Annotated in this window: 19 protein-coding genes; 16 read left to right on the top strand and 3 right to left on the bottom strand. The window is 59.4% G+C overall.

The window, feature by feature from the left end; translation table 11 throughout:
• Positions 1–190: 190 nt before the first annotated feature.
• The 7 genes from HMPREF2842_RS08800 (at position 191) to HMPREF2842_RS08830 (ending at position 5,144) form a co-directional block, all read left to right on the top strand.
• Positions 191–664 carry a DUF4190 domain-containing protein gene (locus tag HMPREF2842_RS08800; RefSeq protein WP_070644342.1) on the top strand — a complete coding sequence of 158 codons (474 nt, stop codon included), beginning with the start codon at positions 191–193 and terminating at the stop codon, positions 662–664.
• 213 nt (positions 665–877) lie between these two features.
• Positions 878–1,537 carry a hypothetical protein gene (locus HMPREF2842_RS08805; RefSeq protein ID WP_070644344.1) on the top strand — a complete coding sequence of 220 codons (660 nt, stop codon included), beginning with the start codon at positions 878–880 and terminating at the stop codon, positions 1,535–1,537.
• A gap of 325 nt (positions 1,538–1,862) precedes the next feature.
• Positions 1,863–2,567, top strand: a complete 705-nt coding sequence (locus HMPREF2842_RS08810; protein ID WP_070644346.1) for a hypothetical protein — start codon at positions 1,863–1,865, stop codon at positions 2,565–2,567.
• A gap of 44 nt (positions 2,568–2,611) precedes the next feature.
• Positions 2,612–3,229 (top strand): hypothetical protein, encoded by a 618-nt coding sequence (locus tag HMPREF2842_RS08815; RefSeq protein ID WP_239665157.1) that lies wholly within the window; start codon positions 2,612–2,614, stop codon positions 3,227–3,229.
• 89 nt (positions 3,230–3,318) lie between these two features.
• On the top strand, positions 3,319–4,008 hold the full coding sequence (locus HMPREF2842_RS08820; RefSeq protein WP_070644348.1) for a hypothetical protein: 690 nt from the start codon (positions 3,319–3,321) through the stop codon (positions 4,006–4,008).
• 74 nt (positions 4,009–4,082) lie between these two features.
• Positions 4,083–4,739, top strand: coding sequence for a hypothetical protein (locus HMPREF2842_RS08825; RefSeq protein WP_070644351.1), 657 nt, complete (start codon positions 4,083–4,085; stop codon positions 4,737–4,739).
• Positions 4,740–4,799: 60 nt separating this feature from the next.
• The gene (locus tag HMPREF2842_RS08830) at positions 4,800–5,144 is read left to right on the top strand and encodes a hypothetical protein (protein ID WP_070644353.1); all 345 of its coding nucleotides are present in this window, start codon (positions 4,800–4,802) and stop codon (positions 5,142–5,144) included.
• Positions 5,145–5,240: 96 nt separating this feature from the next.
• Here the strand turns inward: HMPREF2842_RS08830 and HMPREF2842_RS08835 are convergent, their stop codons facing one another.
• Positions 5,241–8,255 carry a choice-of-anchor M domain-containing protein gene (locus HMPREF2842_RS08835; protein WP_070644355.1) on the bottom strand — a complete coding sequence of 1,005 codons (3,015 nt, stop codon included), beginning with the start codon at positions 8,253–8,255 and terminating at the stop codon, positions 5,241–5,243.
• A gap of 274 nt (positions 8,256–8,529) precedes the next feature.
• Between HMPREF2842_RS08835 and HMPREF2842_RS08840 the strand changes: the two genes are divergently transcribed.
• The 6 genes from HMPREF2842_RS08840 to HMPREF2842_RS08865 all read left to right on the top strand — a co-directional run bounded on the left by HMPREF2842_RS08840 (position 8,530) and on the right by HMPREF2842_RS08865 (position 16,903).
• Complete coding sequence (locus tag HMPREF2842_RS08840; RefSeq protein ID WP_070644357.1) at positions 8,530–10,860, top strand: TIGR03773 family transporter-associated surface protein; 2,331 nt, start codon at positions 8,530–8,532, stop codon at positions 10,858–10,860.
• On the top strand, positions 10,847–12,598 hold the full coding sequence (locus HMPREF2842_RS08845) for an anchored repeat ABC transporter, substrate-binding protein (protein ID WP_070644360.1): 1,752 nt from the start codon (positions 10,847–10,849) through the stop codon (positions 12,596–12,598). The genes HMPREF2842_RS08840 and HMPREF2842_RS08845 overlap by 14 nt, the downstream gene beginning before the upstream one ends.
• 93 nt (positions 12,599–12,691) lie before the next feature.
• Positions 12,692–13,780, top strand: a complete 1,089-nt coding sequence (locus HMPREF2842_RS08850) for a TIGR03773 family transporter-associated surface protein (protein ID WP_070644363.1) — start codon at positions 12,692–12,694, stop codon at positions 13,778–13,780.
• The gene (locus HMPREF2842_RS08855; protein ID WP_070505477.1) at positions 13,777–14,655 is read left to right on the top strand and encodes a metal ABC transporter ATP-binding protein; all 879 of its coding nucleotides are present in this window, start codon (positions 13,777–13,779) and stop codon (positions 14,653–14,655) included. Before HMPREF2842_RS08850 ends, HMPREF2842_RS08855 begins: the two co-directional genes overlap by 4 nt.
• Positions 14,652–15,506 (top strand): anchored repeat-type ABC transporter permease subunit, encoded by an 855-nt coding sequence (locus tag HMPREF2842_RS08860; RefSeq protein WP_049350274.1) that lies wholly within the window; start codon positions 14,652–14,654, stop codon positions 15,504–15,506. The genes HMPREF2842_RS08855 and HMPREF2842_RS08860 overlap by 4 nt, the downstream gene beginning before the upstream one ends.
• Positions 15,507–15,832: 326 nt before the next feature.
• Positions 15,833–16,903: an alcohol dehydrogenase catalytic domain-containing protein gene (locus HMPREF2842_RS08865; RefSeq protein ID WP_049352853.1), complete on the top strand. Its 1,071-nt coding sequence runs from the start codon at positions 15,833–15,835 to the stop codon at positions 16,901–16,903.
• Positions 16,904–17,499: 596 nt separating this feature from the next.
• Here the strand turns inward: HMPREF2842_RS08865 and HMPREF2842_RS08870 are convergent.
• Together HMPREF2842_RS08870 and HMPREF2842_RS08875 are read right to left on the bottom strand one after the other, a co-directional pair.
• Positions 17,500–18,822: an NADH dehydrogenase gene (locus HMPREF2842_RS08870; RefSeq protein ID WP_070644365.1), complete on the bottom strand. Its 1,323-nt coding sequence runs from the start codon at positions 18,820–18,822 to the stop codon at positions 17,500–17,502.
• Positions 18,823–19,092: 270 nt separating this feature from the next.
• On the bottom strand, positions 19,093–20,658 hold the full coding sequence (locus tag HMPREF2842_RS08875) for an MFS transporter (RefSeq protein WP_049338178.1): 1,566 nt from the start codon (positions 20,656–20,658) through the stop codon (positions 19,093–19,095).
• A 168-nt stretch (positions 20,659–20,826) separates the two neighbouring features.
• Here HMPREF2842_RS08875 and HMPREF2842_RS08880 point away from each other — a divergent pair, with 168 nt between their 5' ends.
• The 3 genes from HMPREF2842_RS08880 to HMPREF2842_RS08890 all read left to right on the top strand — a co-directional run bounded on the left by HMPREF2842_RS08880 (position 20,827) and on the right by HMPREF2842_RS08890 (position 22,937).
• Positions 20,827–21,405 carry a TetR family transcriptional regulator gene (locus tag HMPREF2842_RS08880; RefSeq protein WP_070644367.1) on the top strand — a complete coding sequence of 193 codons (579 nt, stop codon included), beginning with the start codon at positions 20,827–20,829 and terminating at the stop codon, positions 21,403–21,405.
• 136 nt (positions 21,406–21,541) lie between these two features.
• Entirely contained in the window at positions 21,542–21,862 is a 321-nt protein-coding gene (locus HMPREF2842_RS08885; protein ID WP_012904344.1) for a putative quinol monooxygenase, read from the top strand.
• Between the two features lie 262 nt (positions 21,863–22,124).
• Positions 22,125–22,937 (top strand): NUDIX hydrolase, encoded by an 813-nt coding sequence (locus HMPREF2842_RS08890; protein ID WP_070644369.1) that lies wholly within the window; start codon positions 22,125–22,127, stop codon positions 22,935–22,937.
• Positions 22,938–23,128: the final 191 nt, after the last annotated feature.

Genomic DNA, 23,128 nt, shown 5'->3' on the forward strand with positions numbered 1-23,128 from the left:
GTCGCCCAGTCTTCACCCGAGCCTTGCGCCGAGTTAACTTTTTAGCCACCTAACCCATAGACCATCAAAGTACTCGACAATTCAACTTGTCAGAGCTTTCAAGCACATAGAGTATCCTTGGGAAAGGTACGCCACCTGCAGGTGGTGCGCTTCCGGATATTCACCAACCACATACGAAACGAGGACTTTCATGTCTGAAAACACCCCGCAGCCGGCTGCACCGCAGCAGCCGCAGTTCACCCAGCAGGCACCCGCCGCACAGCCCGCATACGGCGCACCCGTCGAGGCACCGAAAAAGAAGAAGTGGGCGGCAGTAACCGCACTGGTCTTGGGCATTATTTCCGCCCTGACCGGCATTTTTGTGATCGGTTCGTTCCTGACCATCCCGACCATTATTTTCGCTGTAATCGCTCTGGTCATGGTTAAGAACGGCACCGGCAAGGGTAAGGGCATGGCGATTGCCGCTCTCGTGCTGGTTCTGGTGGCGTATATTGCGACCTTTGCTTTCTTCCAAATTCGTGCCGCGAACCTTGAAAAGTCTAACCGAGAGGCCCGTGAGGTTATCCAGAAGTGCGAGAACCACGAGCCCGGCTACTACATCATTGAGAAGGATGGTAAGCGTTACTGCAACGCCGGTGGTTGGGTCTACGAGATGGATAAGTAAACCGGTTTATTTGGTTCCATGATTAGCCGTCGCTGATGGAGGGGGCGTTCGTTCACGCGGCAGTCGCCGTGCCTGCGAGCGCCCCTCAACCATATCTTCTGGAGGCGCCATGTACCTGGCCACAAGTATGCCTCGGAGCATCTGCAGCGCATCCTTGATGCGCACTCCACTACCATCACCGACTCCAACCTGACCGAAGGAGCGAATAGCTAAATGATGTCTCAAGAATCTGCTATTACCTTTTGGGGCGTATGCTCCATCATCACGACTATTTTCACGATTTTTACCCTTGCCGCTTACATCATCAATCGACGCCGCGACGAGAAGAAGAAGCGTGAAGGCATCTACATTAGTCGTCTGCGAGCGCTACTGGTGTACGTTATTGTCTTTATCCCGGGCTTCCCGATTATCCGCTATTTTTTGTCGCTCAATGGCCCCGAGACTAACCCCTATGCGGAGGGTATTTACATCTTCATGACTGCTTTCCTCTTGTTCTACCTGTGGCACGTCAACGCCACATACATGAAGATTTCTTCTGAGGGTATTAATATGCACACCCCCGTTCGCGGGTCGAGGATCTGCCCCATCGGCGCGATTGATAGCGTTGTTTATAGTGAGTCGAAGAATGAAGATACCCCAAGCCGGATGTGGTTCCTCACTAAGTCGGGTGCACGTATTAACCCGTTGAACCCGAATTATGATGAGTACTATCTCTTGCTTATGACCCGGTTCAGGATTAAGTATGGTCGCTGGCCTGAGCTGGATAATCCGGCTGACGTGGATAAGGTGAACCAGCTGGATAACCGCTATGAAGTCATTCCGTATTTCATGAATAATCAAGAGATTTCGGGTCTTGCTGACGTCGACATGTAGCCTGCCGGTTTGTGGGCTGAAGGCTCCCGGGGATGCGCGGCTCACCCCCGCGCTACCTCGGGGCTTTCGGGGCTCATGCCCTGGTATCCTCAGCACGTAGGCACCGCCGCCTAACCTGGACGGGGCGCGGCAGAGTCCAAATAGTTGAAAGGGAAATAGTATGAACGCTATCTCTGAAACCTTTAGAATCCTATGGCTAATCTTCCTATGGCTTATCTTTATCTTCATGGCCCTTGCATCACTAGGGATGAGTGTTATTGACGTTTGGCCTTGGGGTGCACTGTTCTTCGTTGCAGGTCCTATAGGGCTCTCAGTCATAGATACGGTGCGTAGTAAAAGCTACGGCTATGAAGCAAACGGTGGCCTCTTCCACCACTTCTTTATCTTCGTTCACTCCATCAGCGCGGTAGGCTTGATTGTAGTGACGGCTCTGACCGCTTTTGGGGCACTGCGTACCGCGGATGCAATGCTGTGGACCCCAGAGACGAACTTCGCCCCCTGGTACATGGTTGGCGGGCTGTTCATTGTCGACTTCCTTATCTACCGCATCGAGCCTAATGACGATATTCCTGACCTGCAGCGCATGGAGCAGATGAATAGGCTCTCAACCCGCGTGGGTGTTGTGTCGGCGGCTATTTTCACGGTTCTGTGCCTCGTGGTTCCTCTGACCAGTTTCATGACTGCAGGCTATGATCCGGTGGCTCTGGCGGTTGCGCTTTTCCTGGCCCCTGGGTTCCTGCGTGTTGTGCGTGAGGGCCTCTTCTACCTGCAGAGCACCCGCTTTGAGGAGGGGTCTGAGGGGTATCGTACCCTGCGTGCCGTGTGTATTGGCGTGGCTGGCCTGGCGGGGTGTATCGCGCTCGGGTACCTGGGCTATTCGCTGGTACGCAAGGAGTGGTTGCCCGCGCTGTTCTTTGCTGCCTCGGTGGCGATGAATGCGTGGTCGGTGAAGAAGTACGTCACCGTGGGTATTTCTATTCCTGAGAAGGAAGAAGCGAAGAAGGAAACAACCGAAAAGATTAGGGCGTAGCATTGCTAAGCACTTTTTTAACTATTTTTTGGGGTTGCTTATTAGTGCTTACTGTCATTTCAATTCCTTATATTCTTATTAGTTATGAGGTGCATCGGCGTCAGGATAAGAAGAGAGAGTCTGCGGGTATTTATGTTAGACGCGTGAATCGTTTTGAGATTTTCAGCTGTCTCGCATCCCCATTTTTTCCATTAATTTTCTTTTTGTCCATGATATATGATGGAAAAATAAATCTTATCCAAGATTTTATTGCTCTAATTTTCACCTCAATTTTTCTAATGTTCTCATGGTATATTCATGTTGCTTATGTAAAAATTTCACCGGAAGGCGTCGAGCAACGCATTCTTTCCACCAAGCCGACAAGTTATCCATTCAATGTAATTGATAGTGTTTACTACCGTGAAGCGCTCTCAATTGATGACCAAGATATTGTTGGATTTTATACTAAATCAGGTAAACATATTGCTGCGTTTTGCCCGATTATTCATGGTAATTATCGTTTGTTGGCGATTGTGCGGTTCAGGATTGAGAACGAACGCTGGCCTGATATGAATAATTCGGGTGATGTGGCTCAGGTTAACTTGTTGGACACATGGGGTGAGACAATTCCATTCTTCAGGGAACGGGGAGAAGTCTCCGGTCTCGCCGATGTCGACATGTAGCCCGCTCGATAAGCGCCGACTACCCCCTACATCCTAAGAGCCACAACTGGCACGAACACCACCAACACCGCGAAAGAGGAGCACACATCATGCACACCTTTTTCCTTCTGCTCTGGGGCACCTGCACCCTCGCATCGATTATCGGCGCCATCATTGTCGTTGTCCTGCATGATAGACACCTGCGCCAGGACATGAAGCTACGCGACGAAGGCATCTACATTACACGCGTGCCCCGCCGTGAAGCACTCATAAGCCTTCTCACGCCCACACTCCCGGCAGGTTTCTTCGCGTTCTACCTCTACACGCAGGCAGAGCTCGGCATCCTCTTCAACCTCCTGATGTTCATCCTGCTGCTGGTCTTCCTATACCACCTTCTGCACGTTCACCTGGTGTACACGAAAATCACGCCTGACACTGTGGAGCAGAAGCTCTCACCGTTCGCCACCGTGACCCCCTACCCGATTAGGGCTATCGACCAGGTTTTCTACTTCCAAGGTAAGGCGGAGGCGGGGGACTGGGATGGGGAAGAGACCGACAGTGCCACCTTCTACACCAAGAAAGGCAAGCAAATCGCCAAGCTTGACCCCGTTGGAAGGAACCACCGGCTGCTGGCAATCGTACGGTTCCGGCTTGAGTTTGACCGCTGGCCCGATATGCGGGACCCGCAGGATCTGGCGTATGTTGATACGTGGGATAGCCTCGAGTGGACCCGACCCCTGTTCAGGAAACTGTACAGAAGACGCAACAAAATCACCGGCCTAGCGGATATCAAGATGTAGCACCGCACGGCAGTCGATACGATAGACCCAAACACCGAACCATATTCACCAACCACACGAAACGAGAACCCACCATGCGTATTTTCCTGATTATTTTCTCCGGAATTATTTTCGTGCTGTCCTTTATCTCTGCTGTCTACATCATTATTAGGTATGAGATTAATCGACGCCAAGATAAGAAAAAAGAAGCGCAGGGAATTTATATTAAGCGAGTAACTCGCGCTGAGACGTTACTCTGCCTGTTTATTCCGATGTTCCCTTGTCTTGCTTTTATAGCGAATATTCAAAGTGAAAATGTGAACATCTGGTTGAATACATTAAATATTATTTTTGTATTTTTCTGCTATCTTTATGCCCGCTATGTTTTTGTCGCTTACGTGAACCTCTCTCCCGAGGGTATTGAGCAGCGCGTCTGGTCAGCCAACCCGACCCGCTATCCCATTAATGCGATAGACAGCATCGTGTATTACGAAACGCTGAATGTTGAAGACCAGGATACGGTGGGGTTTTACACCCGATCAGGTGAGCTGATTGCTGCTTTTGGTCCCATGACGCACAAGAATTACCGGCTCATGGCGATTGTACGGTTCAGGATTGAGCAAGAACGTTGGCCTGACATGAATAATCCCGCTGATGTAGCTCAGGTAGATAAGCTGGACAATGGCTATATGACCATTCCTTATTTCAGGAGTCGCGAGAAGGTCACCGACCTTGCCGACGTCGACATGTAAATCGATCAAGAAATGAGGAAATCAATGGAATCTAATCGAAAATTGTCGGAAAGAATAACAATGCTTTTTCTGACGATGTGCGTTGGATATATCTTTTTTATTATTCCTATAAATCTGCGTGATGACAGTGACGGTTTCACCGCCACCTGCACCGTGACTACGGCGTACACGCAAGAGCGTCGCGGAACGGACCTTGGTGGCATGACTGACATTGGTTTGAAGGGTGTCTTTGAGACGGAGGAGTGCGGCACACTCACGATGTTTGAGCCCCCTGAAGGATGGAAGATTTCCGAATATGTTAAAACCGCGCAACCTAGAAAAAAGTACCTGTTCCATGTGTCCAATCGTTCACCTAAGAAAGATCGAGATTTTGTGACGACCCGCTTTGAAGAAATCAAAGAATAACAACCTCATAAATTAAAAACAAAGCCCCCGCAGCCGAGAGTCATCCTCTCAGCCGCGGGGGCTTTATCGTATCAGCGTGTTCTCACGCGGCGAGCGCTACGAAGCGCGGCGGCGGGAACGCAGCACCATCACAGTGCCCGCACCAAGCACCAGTGCGCCACCCACAGCCACAGACACCGCACCAAAACCAGTACGTGCCAGGCCGCCCTGCTGGGAGCTAGCACCGCCAGAAGAAGCAGACACACCGGACTGACCCAAAGAGCCACCACCAGCGCCGCCGCCGGAGATACCACCCGGGTACACGCCGCCAGCAGAACCATCAGCCGAACCGTCAGAGGATCCCTGCGCGTTCACGTCACCGGCAGCACCAGAAGCACCAGCCTGACCGGACTGACCACCCTGCGCGGCACCAGACTGTGCGGAGCCGGGCTGGTTAGCACCAGCGGTACCGCCCGGGGTTGCCGAATCCACACGGCGCACACCGCTAAAGTCGTCCGCAGCCGCGTTCGGGTCCTTCGGCACGGCAGTCTCAAACGAGCACGCATCCGACGCCTTCTTACCCACAGCAACCGCAAGCTGCTGCACCGGGCTGTTCACCTCAGTACCATCAGCCAGAGTCGCAGAATAGTGCACGTCAAACATGTACTGGCCGGGCTCAGAGAACACCCAGTTCGCATGTGCGTGCGTCGCGTAATCAATGTCGATCGTGGTCTTGCCGGTCGTCGAATCCAGCAGCACATCCGCACCGTTCAGCGACTCGGTGAACATGCCGAAGCGCGCACCCTCAGGCATGACCTTCGGCACCACGTGCAGGCGCACCGGGCCGCGCAGCTGCGAGTAGTCAATGTCCTGCGTGTTGTAGCCGGGCCAGGGCAGGCCGCTCTGCTGGGTCTGCGGCAGGCCGTAGAAGGCGGTGCCGACCGGGCCCATGAAGTTCAGCTTCTCATCAGCCATACGTTCGGTGCGTACACGGCGGGCGTTCTCGCTGACCGTCCACACGACCGAATCGAGCGGGCGCACGGTCGAATCAGCGTCAATGATGCCGCTGTCGTCACGCAGACCCACGGACAGCTGGCGGTCCTTCAGGGTCGCCTGAATGTCCAGGTGACCGTGCGAAATCTTGGTGCGGCCGTCAATCTGGCCGGGCACGCACTGGTTACCCGGGGTTCCGGGGGTGGACGGCTGCGCAGACGGTGCCGGGCTAGTCGGAGCAGGGGCGCTCGGGGTCGGGTTCGCGGGCGCGGGGCTGGAGGGTGCCGGAGTGGAGGGCGCCGGAGCAGGCACGCTCGGTTCTGCGGAGGCGGTCGGCACCGCAGGCACGGTCGGAACCTCGCTGGGGGACACCGACGGAACGTTGCTGGGCTCAGCGGTCGGAGCCTCGGAAGGAGCCTCGCTCGGCTCAGCGCTAGGAGCTTCAGTCGGCGCGACGGTAGGCTCAGCGCTCGGCGACGGATCCACCGGAGCAGGCTTCGGCGCATCACTAATGGGTGCGCTATCGGGAGCCAACGCACCGTGCGCAGTGTACTTGGTGCCCGGCTCGTAGTTCGCTGCAACCTCAGTGGTGGAGGCGGAAGCATTCATATCCGGGTGGGTCAGCATCTTCACGCGCAGAGCCGTGCCCTTGTAGAACGACTCGTCACGGAAGGTAAAGCGCGCCACGCCATCCTCAACGGAGCCTTCCAGGTCGAGGTACGGGTAGACCGGGTCATCCTGGGCGTAGAAGCCGCCGCGCATGAAGCCGCGCACCTTCGGGTCCTTGAAGCGAACCTCAACGGTGCTGAAGCCGTTGCCGTTCGGGGTGACGGTCACGTCGTAGTCCATGCTGGTCGGCGTGTACTGCTGGGTGCTGAGTACGGTGTTCGCCTGATCCGGGATTTCTTCGGGCCAGGAGCCGTTACCGTCGTCGCTGTACACGCTCTCAGCCTTGCCGGGCTCGTAGGTGAGCTTGTGCGAGATCCAGCGGGACGCCTCCGCGCTATTCTCGTCGGAGGTATCCGGGGTGAAGACCGCCTGCAGCTGGGAGCCCTCGCTACCGAGCATTTCAGACCAGGTGGCGGTACCGTTCACGACCGGCAGGTCGGTCAGGAAGTAGCCGTTGTTGTACAGGGTCAGGGTGCCCTTGAGGTTCTTGTTCGCGGCGGTGAAGGTGATGTCGCTGAGCTTGTCGTCAGCGTCCTTGTTCTTTGCCGGGTCGGCGTCCAGGCGGTGCGGTGCCACGGACAGCATGTACTTTGCGGCGTCCAGGTCACCGACGGGTGCCGCGTTGTAGCGGTCGACGGTGGGCACGGCGGTGGGGGTGCCGTCACCGAGCACGGGCTGCATGCCGCCAACCTGCCAGACCAGCTTCGACGGCTTGGAGCTAATGATGCGGCCGTCGGTGGAGCGCGCCACGGTGCGGTAGGTGACCACGTAGCGGCCGGGGCGGGTGAAGGTCGTGGTGTTGTGGGTGTGGCTACCCTTGTCGAGCAGCCAGGAGTGCCAGCCGGTGGAGCTGCTGGAGAGCATGCGGTACACGTCAGCGGGGGCGTCGTCCGGGTTGTAGCGGAAGAGCTCCATACGGCCGGGGCCCTCAACGGAGAGAATGTCGGTAGCGAACACGCCGTCACGGAAACGCTCGGTGGGCACCTTCGTGGAGGCACCCAGGCCAGCCCAGATGGGGTCCTGGTTGCCGTAGGTCAGGTGCGGTGCCATGTAGAGGGTCTGGCCGGGTTCGCCGAGGAACGCCAGGGAGGGCGAGTCGCCCAGGGTCATGGTGTACTGCGACTTGCCGTCCCTGGTGCTGTAGCCCTTGCCGACCCAGTTGACGGTCTTGTCCAGTTCGTAGGTGTCTGCACCGGTCTTGTAGGGGTTCGCCTCGTTCATGAGGACGAAGGTGCCGTTCTGCTCGTCCCAGTATGCCTTGGGGGCGTCAACGTGGCCCTTGGTGGTGACGATTTTGCCGTCGTCGGGGCCTGCGGCGGCGGGCAGGGAGGGGGCAGCGCCGGCGAGCGCGAGCAGCGCTGCGGCGGAAAGGAATGCGGCTGCGCGGCGGAGGGCGGGCTTGCCGCCGGGGATGAAGAGTGCGGGGGTGTGTGTGGTGACCCGTCGTTGGGTCTGCTTCTGAGAGCTCATGACAACCTTTCTCATTTTTCTATTTCCTAGGGTAGCTCTTTTGCAAATAATTGTCATTTAGAACCTAAGTGAGTATAGTGATTCTCAGAAACACGTGTGCGCCGAGGCGCGCCCAAAAACGCACACCACGTACATCCACAAAGAGAAAAACACGGCAGAGCGCACCCCGGACGCAGGGGAGAAACCGGCAACAGGCCGCCGGACCCAGCATCGGGCAAACCCCGAAAGCATCGGGCAACGCGCCAGCCAACGAGCAGTCATCCAAGGAGCCACCATGCAAGGACGCACCAAACCCCTGAGCCTACTCAGCGCAACCACCCTCGGATGCACCCTCGCACTCGGGGCACCCCTCGCCCTCCCCCAGGTCGGCACCTTCACCGCCGCACAGGCACAGGAAAACCAGACCGGCACCCAGGCAGGTACCGAGTCGCGCGCCTACGTCAACTACGAAGGTGACTACGTCATCGCGGGCGTACACACCGAAATGCTCAACGCATTCCTCGACGGCAACCAGTTCACCCTCGCCACCCTCGCAGACACCGGCCCCGGCCAGCAGGGACGCTTCAACCCCGCCCGCACCGTCTTCCACCTGCCCGACGTCGAGGATGCACACACCAACGTCGTAGCAGGCTACGACTACATTGCCCCCGAAGGCACCGACATCTTCTACATTCCCTCCACCCGCACCCGCGGCCTGCTCTACCCCGGCCTCGGTGCGGAAGGAATCCGCCCCGGCGCGCTCAAGGACAACACCATCAACCTTGAACTCGTGCGTAGCAGCGTACCCGAAGGCGGCCGCGCCGAAGTCTTCACCGAATCCGGTCGCGACAACCCGCGCGTCTTCAGCACCAACGACAAGCTCGCACCGCACACCATCACCTCTGGCGGCCACGAGCACCTCAGCTGGGCATTCACCCGCGCCGGCATCTACCAGCTGACGTTCCGCGCCACCGCAACCCTTGCCGACGGCACCCCGGTCAGCTCCGAGGCGACCTACACCATCGCCGTGGGCACCAACGCCGAGGACGGCTTCAAGCTCCTGAACGCGCAGAACGCCGCGAAGGAAGCAACCAGCGAGGCAACGAAGGAAGCGACCGAAACCCCCGAGGCGACCTCCACCGCCACCGAGAGCGCCACCGGCAGCCCCAGCGCATCTACCTCCGCAAGTGCTGAGGCTAGTGCATCTGCGGAGGCGAGCGCATCCACCGGTATTCGCCGCGTGGATGGATCCGTGAACGGTCAGAACGCCGCGCAGGTGACCGACCCGAACGGCGCGAAGGCGGCGGCAAATGGTGAGCAGGCGGCCCAGGGCGGATCTGGTGTTACCGCTATCAGCGGCACCGACAACACCAATAACGGCTCTGACAAGGGTGAAAACAAGGACGGCAACGCCACCAGCGCGAAGGGATCCAGTGTGAAGGGCTCCAACGCCCAGAACATTAGCGCGCCCAGCAGCAACGGCGGCGGCATTACCGGCAACGGCGTGCTGTCCTCCGGTCTGCCCGGCAGCCTGAACCAGCAGTGCATCGCCACCGAGGTTCCCGCCGAAGATGCCAAGGACTCCAAGGACGCTCAGAAGGACAACAAGCAGAGCAACCAGGCAGCCCAGGCACCGACCAGCATCCCCACCCTCGCCGTGGTCAACACCGCCGAGCACAGCGGCCGTGAAGAAGTCACCCACGGTCACTTTGACGTAGGTCCCGTGCTCAACGGCGGCAACCTCACCAGCAGTGTGAAGGACGACCGCACCAGCCCCGCCCGCCACGTCTCCCCCGGCGCACTCGAGTTCGTGCTCAATGACGCCGCGAAGATCAACCTGCCCGCAGGCATGGAGAACATCGCCCCGGCGGGCACCCCCGTGCACATGATCGGCGCAACCCAGCAGCAGGGCGTGCCCTGGCTCGGCTGGAGCACCCAGGACCCCGAACTGCTCAAGCAGCTCGACGGCCCCGTCACCATGAGCCTCAACGGTTTTGAGGGACCCGGCACCATGTCTACTTTCCTCTCCGGCAACTTCGGTTCCGCCGGTCAGCAGGTCTTCGATTCACGTAGCGGCGGCTCCTTCCAGGTGCCCGCAAACACCCACCAGCACAGCAACTGGGTGTTCACCGCTGAGGGACGCTACACCGTGACCATCGGCTGGACTGCACGCCTGAAGAACGGTCAGCAGGTCAGCAGCGAATCGGTTCTGCACTTCACCGTCGGCAACCCCGATAACGCCCCGGCAAGCAACAACGCGCAGGGTGCGGCAGACACCAAGCAGGACGGCGGCAACGCTAACAGCGCTAACGGCGCCAACAACGGCGGCGAGAAGAGCACCGCCAAGAACCCCGTCAACGGCACCGTAGACGAAGCCACCGGCATCGTTACCAAGCCCGACGGATCCAAGGTGCGCATCGTCGGTAAGACCGCCTCCGGTGAGGATTGCGCCCTGACCAGTCAGGAACTCGCGAACGCGCAGAAGGCAGCCGCTGCAGGTAAGCTGCCGAACACCGGTGTGGTCATCGACCCGTTCATGGTCAGCACTTCCATTCTGGCGCTGGCACTCGGTGCCATGATTCTGCGTTCGGCACGCCGAAAGGACCGCAGCGGTGACACCGCATAGCGGGCATACCGGCAAGGGGTCACACGCCTATAGTCGACGCGCCGCCCTCACCCTCGCCTCCCGCATTGCGGCAGGTGCCGGGGTGGGGGCTGGTGCCTTCGCGCTGAGCGGATGCGCCAGCACCGAGAACGCCTCCTCCGACCGGATGCGCGTGGTCGCCACGACCCCGATTCTGGCGGATTTGGCGCAGCAGATTGCCGGCGACCGCGCCAGCGTGCACTCCCTCGTGCCCGCCGGTGCCGACCCACACTCGTACGAGCCGAGCCTGCGCGATATCCGCGATGTCGCCTACGCCCGCTGTGCCCTGACGAACGGCCTGCTGCTGGAGCAGCGTAAGCTCAGCAAAATGGTTGAGGCGAACCTGCCCGCCGGGGTCGTGTCCGTGGCTGTTGCGGAGAAAATCGAGCAGTACGGCGGCAAGCTGGAAGCCATTGTTGAGGATGCCTCCCTGGACTCCATCTGGCTGGGTTTGCGCGTTGAGGAGGGCGGGCAGAACGAGTCTGCCCCCGCCGATTCTTCGGAGGCCGGCATGCGCTTTGAGGTGCAGAGCGTGCGGGCGCGCACCGCCACCGATTCGTCGAATGCGCAGTTGGCGGCGTTTATTACGCAGACCTTCGGCGCGGTGGAGATGCTGTGCGATTCGCATGCGCGCGGCGTGAACCTCACCCGTGAGGGGGACACCGCGATTCGTACCGGCGATATGGGTTCGCTGGAGCTACCCCTGCAGGCGCATACGCACCTGTCGTGGGCGTTTAGTGATGCCGGCGAGTACGCCATTGAGCTGAGCGCCACCGCGGTCAACGCGCCGGAATCGGTGCGTTCTTCGCGCGGCACCCTGTACTGCGCGGTCGGTCGTGACCCGCAACAGCTGGTGGACCGTCTGGCGAAAGAACAGAACGTTTCTGCCGCCGAGATCAAGGTTCTTTCCGCAGGTCACGCCGATATTACGGCACGCACCGGCGACGGCAGGCTCGTGCTTCGCGCGGATTCCTCCCAGGGCGCCGTAGAGTACGAACTGAACCGCACCGTGGTCGCGGTCCCCTCCCGCACCCTGCAGGAGGTGCCCGCCGGCGGCAGCTACCGTTTCCTGCGTTCGGGTGCTTCGGAGCATCGCGGTCAGGTGTATCTGTTGGCGCAGGCCGTTCTGGGCAAGCACGTGCACGGCGAAATCGACCCGCACATTTGGCATTCGGTGCCGAACGCGAAGGCGAGCGTGCAGGTCATTCGTGACGCGCTCATCTCCGCCGACCCGGAGGGTGCGAGCGAGTACGCGACCCGCACCGAGCAGGTCATGAAGGAGCTTGACGCCCTGGACGCTCAGCTGCGTCAGGTGTACGGGGGTCTGCCGGAGTCGGCACGCAACCTGGTCACCACGCACGACGGCTACCGCTACCTGGCGAGCACCTACGGGTTGCACATTGCCGGTTTTGTGAGTGCCAGCGCCAGCGGCGAGCCGAGCATTCAGCAGCGTCAGCGCCTGCGTCGCACGGTCGAGGATTTGAAGGTTCCAGCAATTTATCTGGACAAGTCCACGGCGATGCGTTCACCGGTTCTCACGGAGCTGGCTCGGGAGGCTCAGGTGCGTACCGGGGTGCTCTATTCGGACACCCTGGATGCGCAGGCTCCTCACTACGCGCAGATGATGTTGGCGAATGCTCACACGATTGCGCTGTGCTCGGGGGCTAGTTCTGGCGGCGATTCTTCGGGTGCTAGCTGCTCGGAGGCAAGCACCTCGTAACCCGGTTTTAAGCTACCCACAAGCTTATATAGTCGTATCAGCATATAGATAATCTTTCACACACCGTTTCGGTCATGATCCAAGGAAGTCCTCATGATGAACTCAACCACCCCCTCCCGCTCCTCACGTAGCCGCGCCCTGCCCGCCCTGGCTCTGGGCGCCAGCCTCATGCTCGCACCCCTGGGTATGGCACACGCGGAAACCACCCCGACAACCACCGAGAGCGCCTCCGCTCAGCCGAGCGACAGCAACCTGAGCCGCGGCGAGCGCGCTCTCACCCAGACCCTGTCGGCGGAGCAGCCGGTCGCATCCGGCCGCACCGAAATTTCTGCCGGTCACGTGGATATGGGTCCTCGTTTCAACAACGGCAAGTTTGAGCTCATGCTCCACGACGACCACGGCGAAACCCCCGTCTGGCGCAGCCTAGACGAGGTCATCTACCGCGGTAGCGATAAGGCGATCCTTGAGGTGCCGAACGACCCGCGTTACTCCTTCGTGGGTGCGCCCGCCGGCTCTAAGGTGTACGTGATTCCGCAGACCGAAACTAAGGGCGTGATCTGGCCGGGTTGGAACACCCAGGATCCGCAGCTGGTGTCCAAGCTGAACCGCGGCGTGAACCTGACCCTGGAGCAGGTGAGCGGCCCCGGCACGTTCAGCCTGTACCTGGAGAACGGCAACTTCTCGGCACCGCAGGTGCTGTGGTCCTCGACCAAGAGTGAGCCGCAGAAGCTGTGGGTTGAGAAGAACACTCACACCCACGCGAACTGGGTGTTCACCGCCCCGGGCGAGTACCTGCTGAAGGTTACCGCGAGCGCTGAGCTGTCTGACGGTTCGACTGTGTCTGATACCCGCTACCTGAAGTTTGCGGTGGGCGATTCTGCGAGCGCTGATGCCCTGTACGCGATGGAGGCGCAGGCTCGCGGTTCTGCATCCTCGGGTTCGGCTTCTGCTACTTCTCAGGCCGCCGGTACCCAGGCGTCCGGTGCACAGGCATCCGGTTCTTCTTCTGCCGCCGCAGCGAGCGATCAGAGCGGTTTCCGTGCTGAGTTCACGATTTCCTGGAGTCCTATTGTCGCTGGCATCGTGGTCGTGGTGGGCGTGGGCGCGTTCATCGCCTCCCGTCGCCGCCGCGCCTCCGCTCAGCGTGAGGCTCTGGATGAAGTGCGCGGTGACCGTTCGTGAGCGCATCGGTAACAGCGGGTACTGAGCCCGTCCTAGAGATTTCAAACCTGTACGCCGGCTACGCGCGCCGTTCCATCCTCAAGGATCTGTCCCTGACCCTGGAGCGTGGCGAGTTTGCGGGTCTGATTGGTGCTAATGGTGCCGGTAAGACCACGCTACTGCGCACCATTTTGGGTCTGATTCGCCCGGCGTCCGGTCAGGTTCGGGTGCTGGGTGAGTCGCCGCGTGTGGCGCGTGCGCATATTGGTTATGTGCCGCAGAAGCACCAGTTCCAGTGGGATTTTCCGCTGACCGTTAAGGACACGGTGATGACCGGTCGCGTGCGTGAGATTGGGTTCTTCCGCCGCCCGGCGAAGAAGGATTGGGTTCAGGTTTTTTCGGCGATGGAACGCACCGATGTTCTGCACCTGCAGGATGCTTCCATTGCGGAGCTTTCCGGTGGTCAGCGTCAGAGGGTTCTTTTGGCGCGCGCTTTGGCGGCGAACCCCTCCCTACTGCTGTTGGATGAGCCGTTTACGGGCGTGGATGCGCCGACTCAGACCACTCTGACTCGCCTGTACCGTGAGTTGGCGGGCGAGGGCATCACGATTCTGATGTCTACGCATGACATGCTGGCGGCGCGTGAGTCCTGCTCGCGTCTGTGCGGTGTGCGCGGCAATATTCACCTGGATGGTCCGGCGGACTCCTTTAGCCTGGAGCAGCTGCATACGTGGTTGCACGGTCACGATATTGAGGAGGCGCAGGGCCACGCCCGCACGGGCTTCACCTGTGCCGGTGGTGCGTTGGATGAGTACGGCCACGAGCTGCCGGATTCCTGCGCTTCTGATCATTCTCTCTCCCCCGCCCATACTGCTTCTACCGGGGGTGCCCGTTGATTACTCCTATCGATTTTCTTGCCGACCTGTTCAACCCGTCTCTGGCGTTCCTTCCGCGCGCCCTGGCGGCGGTACTGCTCGCGTCGGTGGTCACCGGTGTGGTGGGCTGTCACGTGCTGATGCGCGGCATGGTCTTCATTGGCGATGCGGTGGCACACTCGGTATTCCCGGGTCTTGCGGTGGCGTTCGTGCTGGGCGGCAACCTGGTCATGGGCGGTCTGACCGCGGGCGTGGTGACGGCTATTCTGGTGGCTATTTTTAGCCAGAATCAGCGGCTACGCGAGGATTCCGTGATCGGTATTTTCTTCGCGGCGTCCTTTGCGTTGGGTATTGTGATTATTTCGTTGGCGCCGGGCTATTCGGGGTCGGTGCAGGATTTCTTGTTCGGCTCGATTGTGGGTGTTTCGAATGAGGACATTACCCAGGCGGCGATTATGGGTGCCGTTATTCTGCTGGTGCTGTGGCTGTTCCACCGCCAGATTGTGACGGTCAGCCTGGACCGTGAGAGTGCCCGCGCGATGGGCCTGCCGGTGCTTGCCCTGGATATTGTGCTGTACGTTCTGGTAACCATTTCTGTGGTGCTGGGTCTGCAGACGCTCGGTAATGTGCTGGTGTTGGCGCTTCTGGTGATTCCGGCGTCGGCAGCCCGCCTGGCGTGCCGCCGACTGGGGTCGATGATGGTGTTCTCGCCGGTGTTTGGCGGTATCTGCTCGATTGTTGGCCTGTACCTGTCGTGGGCGTTTAACTTGCCGACCGGTGGCACGATTGTGCTGTCGATGGTGGCGGCTTTTGTGCTGGTGTGGGCGGTGACGGCGGTTCGTTCGCGAGCGCGTGCCCAGCTGAAGAGCTAAATCCAGTTGAAGAGCTAAGCCCAGCTCAACCTCGACTCAATCCAACTTTTCTCGATTAAACGCACGAGTAAACGCACGAGTAAACGCACGAGGCGCATCCCTGTTTGGGGGGTGCGCCTCGTGCGTTTTTTACAGGTCTTAAATACCCAAAGTGAATCATGTTCATGTTTAAAGAACCAAAAGATACACTCCGCGTAATAAAAGCGCATAATTCAACACGTCGGGTTTAATGAAAATACAACCTATCAAATATTTCTTATGGGTTGATACATGTAGTGATAAAGCAGTCACTACACCCTCATTAGAGCTTCAAAGAAGGAGTCATCATGAAGGCATATGTATACCACGGTCCCGACCAGAAGGGCGCCTGGGAGGAAGTCCCGAACCCCACCATTCTTGAGCCCACGGACGTTATCGCCCGTGTCGACACCACCACCATTTGCGGTACTGACCTGCACATCCTGAAGGGCGACTGCCCCGAGGTGGACCACGGACGCATCCTGGGCCACGAGGCTGTCGGTACCATTACCGAGGTTGGCTCCGCGGTGACTGACCTAAAGGTCGGCGACCGCATCATCATTCCCGCCGTGACCAGTTGCGGTAAGTGCTCCTACTGTAAGGCGAACCAGCCTTCGCACTGCCAGACCGTTGGTGGTGTCGGCTGGATTTTCGGTTACATGATTGACGGCACCCAGGCAGAGTACGTGCGTGTTCCCTACGCAGAGACCTCGGTCCACCTGGTTCCGGAGGGTCTGACCGATGAGGACGTCCTCTTCCTCACCGACGCACTGCCCACCGGCTTCGAGATCGGTATTCTGAACGGCAACACCAAGCCCGGCGACACCGTCGCTGTCGTGGGTGCAGGCCCCGTGGGTCTGGGTGCAATCATGACCGCTAACCTCTGCGGTGCCGGCCGCGTCATCACCGTCGACTTCGACGAGAACCGCATGAACAAGGCACTGGAGCTGGGTGCAACCGATAAGGTCAACGCGGGAGACCCGGACTTCATCGAGAAGATTAAGGCTCTCTCCCCCGACGGCCTGGGCGTGGACGTGGCAATTGAGGCTGTGGGCGTTCCGCAGACCTTCGAGACCTGCACCAAGATTGTTCGCCCCTACGGCAACATCGCTAACGCTGGCGTGCACGGCAAGCCCGTTGAGCTGCCCCTGAACACCATGTGGATTTCTAACGTTCGCATCAACATGGGCCTGGTCAACTGCAATACCGTCGGCAACCTGCTGAACATGGTCCGCTCCGGTCGCCTGAACGCTAAGGCAATGGCAACCCACCGCTTCACTTTCGACCAGTTCGAGGAGGCATACGACCTGTTCAGCCACGCTGCCGAGCACAACGTGGTGAAGGTTGTTATCTCCCGTAACCCCGAGGTTGCGGCATAGACAGCGGTAAGCTCATATACCGCTCATACTGAAACCCCAAACTTTCGTTAGGGATTTCAGTGGGATGTATTCATGACACTGCGAACATCCCCACGATTCGCCTCCGGGTGGGAGAGGGTAGGTCCCACCCGGAGCGCGAATCGCCCTCCCCTACCCCGAGATGTAGTTATTTTCTGAAGAGACAAGATTGTCTGAAGATACAGGATTTTCTGAAGATTCAAGAGATACGCCAGCTCGGGGTTTTCTGTTCCCTCAACCCATTCTTTGGGCAACCCGTTCTTTGGCGGGCTCAACCTGTTCTTTTGTGGGTTGAGGGGCGGTTCCTCACGCGTGATGCCTCCTCTGCCGGGCGCTCTGCCGACCCGCTCTTGCGGGTTCTTCTGCCAGGCAACCTCTACTGGTGGAGGGGCGCATCATTTGGCTCTTCTTGGTCGGGCGGTACCTCCGATTCTGCTCCTCCTTGAAGGGAAAGGAAAAGGGTCGCACGCTTACGATTCAATGGCGATTCGTAGGCTGCGACCCTTTTCTCATGCCCGGATTCCGGCACTGCGGGGATTTTCTGTGCTCCGGGGTTTTTCTGTGTTCCGGGCGGCTATTTAGTTTTTAGGCTTCTCACCGTCAGCCTTCTCGCCGATAGCGGCGTTCTGTGTGATGGGGTTGAACACCTCCGTGGGATCATCCTCTCCGAATGCGGCAGATACCCCAGATACGGCAGAGGATTCGGTGGCGTCTCCGGTGACGGGCTCGGTGGGTGCATCAGCCGGATCCTCGGCAGGCGCGCCAACGGGCACCTCCGCAACGATGGGCTCCTCCGAGGCGGGTGCCTCCGGAGCCTTCTGCGCATCCTCCTGCTGATCCTGAGCCGGAGTCTCTACGGGCTGCCCAGAAACACCCTGCTCAGTAGCTACCGGCTCACCGTGCGCAGAATCCTTCTGTGCATCCTTCTGCTCATCCTTGTGCGCGTCCTTATGTTCGAGCGTGTAGATGATGCGAGGTTCCAGACGCTCAAAACCGATCTTGGAACGCACCCAGTTCACCGCCCGGTCAATGCGGTCCTCACCCTCGGTAGTTTCAACAACCCGGTAGTTACGCGGTAGCATCACGCTATCACTGAGCACACGCGGGTACTCGTCAATCTCCTGAATACCCGCCATGTACATATTTTCGCGGAACTGCTGGGCGAACTCCTGCTGACCCAAGAACAGCTGGTCGGCGTAGGTTTTAGCCGACAGGCGCTCGCTGTAGGCATGCTTCGAATCGCGGGTGCCCTTCTTAGAGCCGTAAATATCCCAGAAGTAGAAGTACACGTTGTTCGCGATAATCGCGTAGATAATGCGGTTCTGCAGGTACACGAGGGCACCGACGGCGACCGCACCAACAATCAGGAGCACCACGGCGAGCGGGGAGAGTACAAAGTCAGACAGATTGCCGCGGTGGTTCGTGAACAGGCCAATCAGGTAGGCGATGGTGACCACGATGATGGGCACGCCGATGAAAATCACGGCCAGCGGAACCCAAATGTACAGCAGAGCACGTAGAATCAGGCGGTAGTAGCTAATCGAGTCGCCAATGGGGATGGGCGTGGGCTTCACGGAGGAGTGCGCACGCTTCATGAGCAGGCTGAACACGCGGTTGCTGTCGATGCCGACTTTACGCAGCTTCGATTCGAGGGAGGCACGTTTGAGGAAGACCCGGTAGTTTTCGAGGACGACGCGCTGGTCGGAGGTGAGGCTCTCCGGGTCAGGTAGCGCGCTGATATCCATGCCAGCTTCGGTCAGTAGCTTGCTCCACAGCTCTAGGCGTGCCAGTTCGGAGGGTTTTGCCGCCGCCTGCGCCTGGTAGTTCTTGTAGGAAATGAAGATGGTGCTGGCACCAATCAGCAGTGTAATGAAGGGTGCTATCCAGTCTTTGAGTCCCATGGTGGCGTTCCTCCTTGAGTTGTGTGGAGCCGCTGGTTCCTCGGTCTTGTCAGCGCGTCTTTTCAGGACGTCTTTTTGGGGCGTCCTTTGCGGGCGCGAGCCCGCTGTTTTTACCGTACCACCGGCACCTGTGCTGAACCTTTAAATGCGCAGGTGGAAGGGTTTCAAAAAAGCCCCGCCTCCCGATGTTGCGGTAGCGTCAGGAGGCGGGGCTTATGTGTTCCGAATTAGTGCGCTCGCTGGGTTAGCGCGCAGAGTTAGTGCGCGGAATTAGTGGTCAGCGGGCTTCATTTCGCGCGGTGCCTTGCGGATCATGAAGTAGCTAATGACGGCCATAACACCCATGAGCACGGCGCTGAATGCGGAGCTCAGCACCACGCCGGAGTCGAAGGCAGCGAATGCGGAGGAGAGCAGCTGGTTCGCCTGCTCGCCACCCACCTGGCTTGCGACCGTCACGGCACCGCCGAGGGTTTCGTGGGCGTGGTCGGCGAGAGTCTCATCCAGGCCGTCGGGTACAACCACATTTGCGCGGTAGACGGCGGTGAGCATGCCACCAATGATGACGGTGCCGAGCACCGTACCTGTCTCGTAGGAGGTCTCCGAGATCGCGGATGCCGCACCAGCCTTACGCGGCGGCACGCTGGAGAGCATCAGGTCGTTCGAAATGGTCTGCGCAATACCGATGCCGGTACCGAGCACAATGAAGATCAGGATAATCACCAAGTCGTTGTGCGCACCCAGGAAGGCGAGCACCGCGAACGCGGCAGCGTGGAGCGCCAGACCGAAAGACACCACCTGCGCCGGGTGGAAGTGCACCGCCACGCGCGCAATCACCAGACCGGCGATAATGATTGCCAGGGTACCGGGAATCAGCAGCATACCGGCGTACATGGGCGGCAGACCGGAGACCAACTGCAGGTGCTGGGAGGCGAAGTAGATGAAGCCAACGTCCACCATCATGGAGATGAGGTTTGCGGTAATCGCGCCGGTGAACACGGTGTTGCGGAAGAGGCGCACATCCAGCATGGGCTGAATATCGTTCTTCTCGCGGTTGAGCTGACGCAGCACGAACAGGACAATGAAGCACAGGCCGGCAAGGATGGTGCTGATAGCCACCGCATCGAACCCGGTTTCGGAGGTGTGAGTCAGACCGAAGGTAATGCCGGTCATGCCGGTCATAATCAGCAGGATGCTCAGCGGATCCACCGGGCTGGGGTTCGGGTCCTTCGACTCGGGAACCATAATCGGGGCGAGAATCAGCAGAGGAATCAGAATCGGCACAGCGAGCAGGAACACCGAACCCCAGTCGAAGTGCTCCAGCAGGAAACCACCCACAATCGGGCCCAGCGCCGCACCCGCCGAGAAGCCCGAAGCCCACACGGCAATAGCGATGCGGCGCTCGGTCGCATCCACAAAGATATTGCGAATAATCGACAGGGTTGCCGGCATGAGCATGGCGCCAAAAATGCCAAGCAGGGCGCGGGCAACCACGAGCATCAGCGCGGAGGGCGCGAATGCCGCGAGCGCAGAGATTGCCGCGAAGCCGGTCGAGCCGATGAGCAGCAGCTTGCGGCGACCGATGCGGTCACCGATAGCGCCCATGGGCACGAGCAGGGCGGAGAGCACCAGGGAGTAGGAGTCAACGATCCACAGCTGCTCCGCGGAGGAGGGGCTCAGCGCCTTAGCGATTGCGGGCACCGCGAAGGCAAGCACTGTGTTGTCGATGGAGACCAGGAGCACCGGGAGCATGAGCACACCGAGTGCCGCCCAGCGCTTGGTCTTCTGGTCGGGGGCGTGAATGGGCAGAGCCGTGGTGTGCGGATTGTGATTCGTCATGGGTTGTTTTCGTGCGTCTATAAGGTGTCGGCTGATGCGGCGGCATCAGCTCGGCCTGTCTTTTGGGCTAGGTCTTTTAGTGAGGTTTTAGGGGTCCGGACGGGGCCATAAACGAAGATTAACTATACCAACTGGACGGTATAGTTTCAAGCGGTTAGACTGGTACCCATGACCACCCCCAACCACCGCAAACAGCGCGCCAACAACTCCCGCGAACACATCCTCGACACCTACGTCGACCTGCTGATTCGCTCGGGAGAACGCGCCGCAACCCTCAACGCCGTCGCCACCCCCGCCAAGGTTTCCAAGGGCGGGCTACTCTACCACTTCTCATCCAAGAAGGCGCTCCTTGAAGCGCTCGCAGAACGCACCCTCACCCTGGCTGAAGAGGACTTCGCGGCAATGGAGCAGGCGCCCGAGGGCGCAAGCGCCTACTACATCAATTCCTCCACGCCGGATAACACCCCGTTCGACCGTGCCCTCATTGCCCTCAGCCGCCTGGCGCAGAACAATAATGAGCTCGCCCAGCAGACCATGGCACGCGTGCAGGAGGGCTGGCATGCGCTCGTCCTCGCGGAACTGGGTGATGAGCAGATTGCCCGCGCCGTGCTGCTTTTGGGTGATGGCATGTACTACAACGCGGCGTTCGGAGGCGACTCCGCCAGCCCGCAGAGGGCAGCCGCCATTGCGGCAGACCGTGCGGCGCTGGAACGCGCCCTGCAAGTTCTCAAGGCGGCGGCTCGTTAAACCACAAAAGCCACTCGACACAGCGGTTAAAGCCACAAGCTAAAACCGCTACCTCAAACCCTATTCTTCAGCGCCGGCGAGCACCCGGGGCTTAAACTGGAAGGGTACGTATCTACTCTTCAACCAAGGAGTTCCGATGATTTTCATTGCTGTAAAGTTCCCCGTCAAGCCCGAATACGCTGACCAGTGGATTGAGAAGACCCGCGCTTTCACCGAGGCAACCCGCGCCGAGGAAGGCAATAAGTTCTTCGAGTGGTCCCGCAGTGTTGAGGACCCGAACGAGTTCGTTCTGCTCGAGGCTTTCAACGACGACGCAGCTGGCCCGCACGTGAACTCTGACCACTTCCAGCAGGCTCTGAAGGACATGCGCCCCATGCTGACCGCAACCCCGAAGATTGTTTCTCGCCTAGTTGACGGCGACGGCTGGGACGCTATGGGCGAGCTGCAGATTGACTAGTCCGCACCCCCGACATGCACCCTAGAATTGCATAGTTAGACGTTGCATAAGTAGACGCTGGAGCGCCTCTCCTCTCTGTCCTATTGGGCAGGCAGGAGAGGCGCTTTGGTGTGTCCGGTACCTGAACTTTTCCCCTTGACACGACGCGGATGGTACCGGTTTTCGGGTCAGCGGGTGCCTTGCGTGCATTTTTACCCTATTAACCCCTTAAAATGGGTAGAGTATGCACACCTATCGATACCCATTCGCACAGGAGGCCTGAATGAGCATCGCATCCCAGCCTCTTCCCGGCGCAGTCGCCACTGAAGAGCACAACGACGTGGACCACACCTCTGTATCCCTCGCCGTCTCGACCGTTATTCTGGCACTGCGCCCCAAGGAAAACGAAACCCACCCTACCCTGTGGCTGCCGCTGGTTCGCCGCCTCCGCGAGCCTTATAAGGGCCAGTGGGCGCTTCCTGGCGGTCCGCTCAACCCGAATCTTTCCCTCGAAGAGGCAGCCGCTTCGACCCTGAAGCGCGCAACTAACCTGCAGCCCGGCTACCTGGAGCAGCTCTACGCATTCGGTGACGTTCTGCGCACCCCCGAGGCGCGCGCCGCCCGCGTTGTGGGCGAGCCCGACCCGGCACCCGGCACTGATCACGAGCGCGTGGTTTCCGTGGTGTACTGGGCATCGATTCCCGCCACCGAGGTCGCGAACACTCGCGTGCACGAGAACATCCGCTGGTTCCCGGTGGATGAGCTGCCCGAGCTCGCCTTCGACCACAACGAAATCATTGAGTACGCGCTCTACCGCCTGCAGAACAAGGTCGAGTACTCGCGTATTGCGCACTCTTTCTTGGGTGAGGAGTTCACCCTGGCGCAGCTGCGTGAGGTGTACGAGGCGATTCTGGGTCGCACCCTGGATCCGGCGAACTTCCGCCGCCAGATTGCGGCATCGAAGTCGATTATTGACACCGGCCGCCGCGTGGAGGGCACCCGTCACCGCCCGCCGCGCCTGTACCGTTACAACGACGCTCAGGCGTACGCGGATGCGGGCCCGCTGGGCATGTACCGTGAGCGCCACGAGGCGTAATAGCGTTTCGCGCGTTGTACGCGCGCAGATTTAATGCCTAAAAGGAGGGGCGGCACCGTGCGGTGTCGCCCCTCCTTTTGCGTTCTCTAGGGGATATCGGCACTTGTCAGGCGGTTTTGTGGGAGGGTGCTTGACTCAGCACCCGCACGCTCCCTATGCTGGAGCCATCAGCTCTCTATCCGCGCTACCCC

This window comes from Rothia sp. HMSC069C10, from assembly GCF_001812205.1.
GTDB classification, from domain to species: Bacteria; Actinomycetota; Actinomycetes; order Actinomycetales; family Micrococcaceae; genus Rothia; species Rothia mucilaginosa.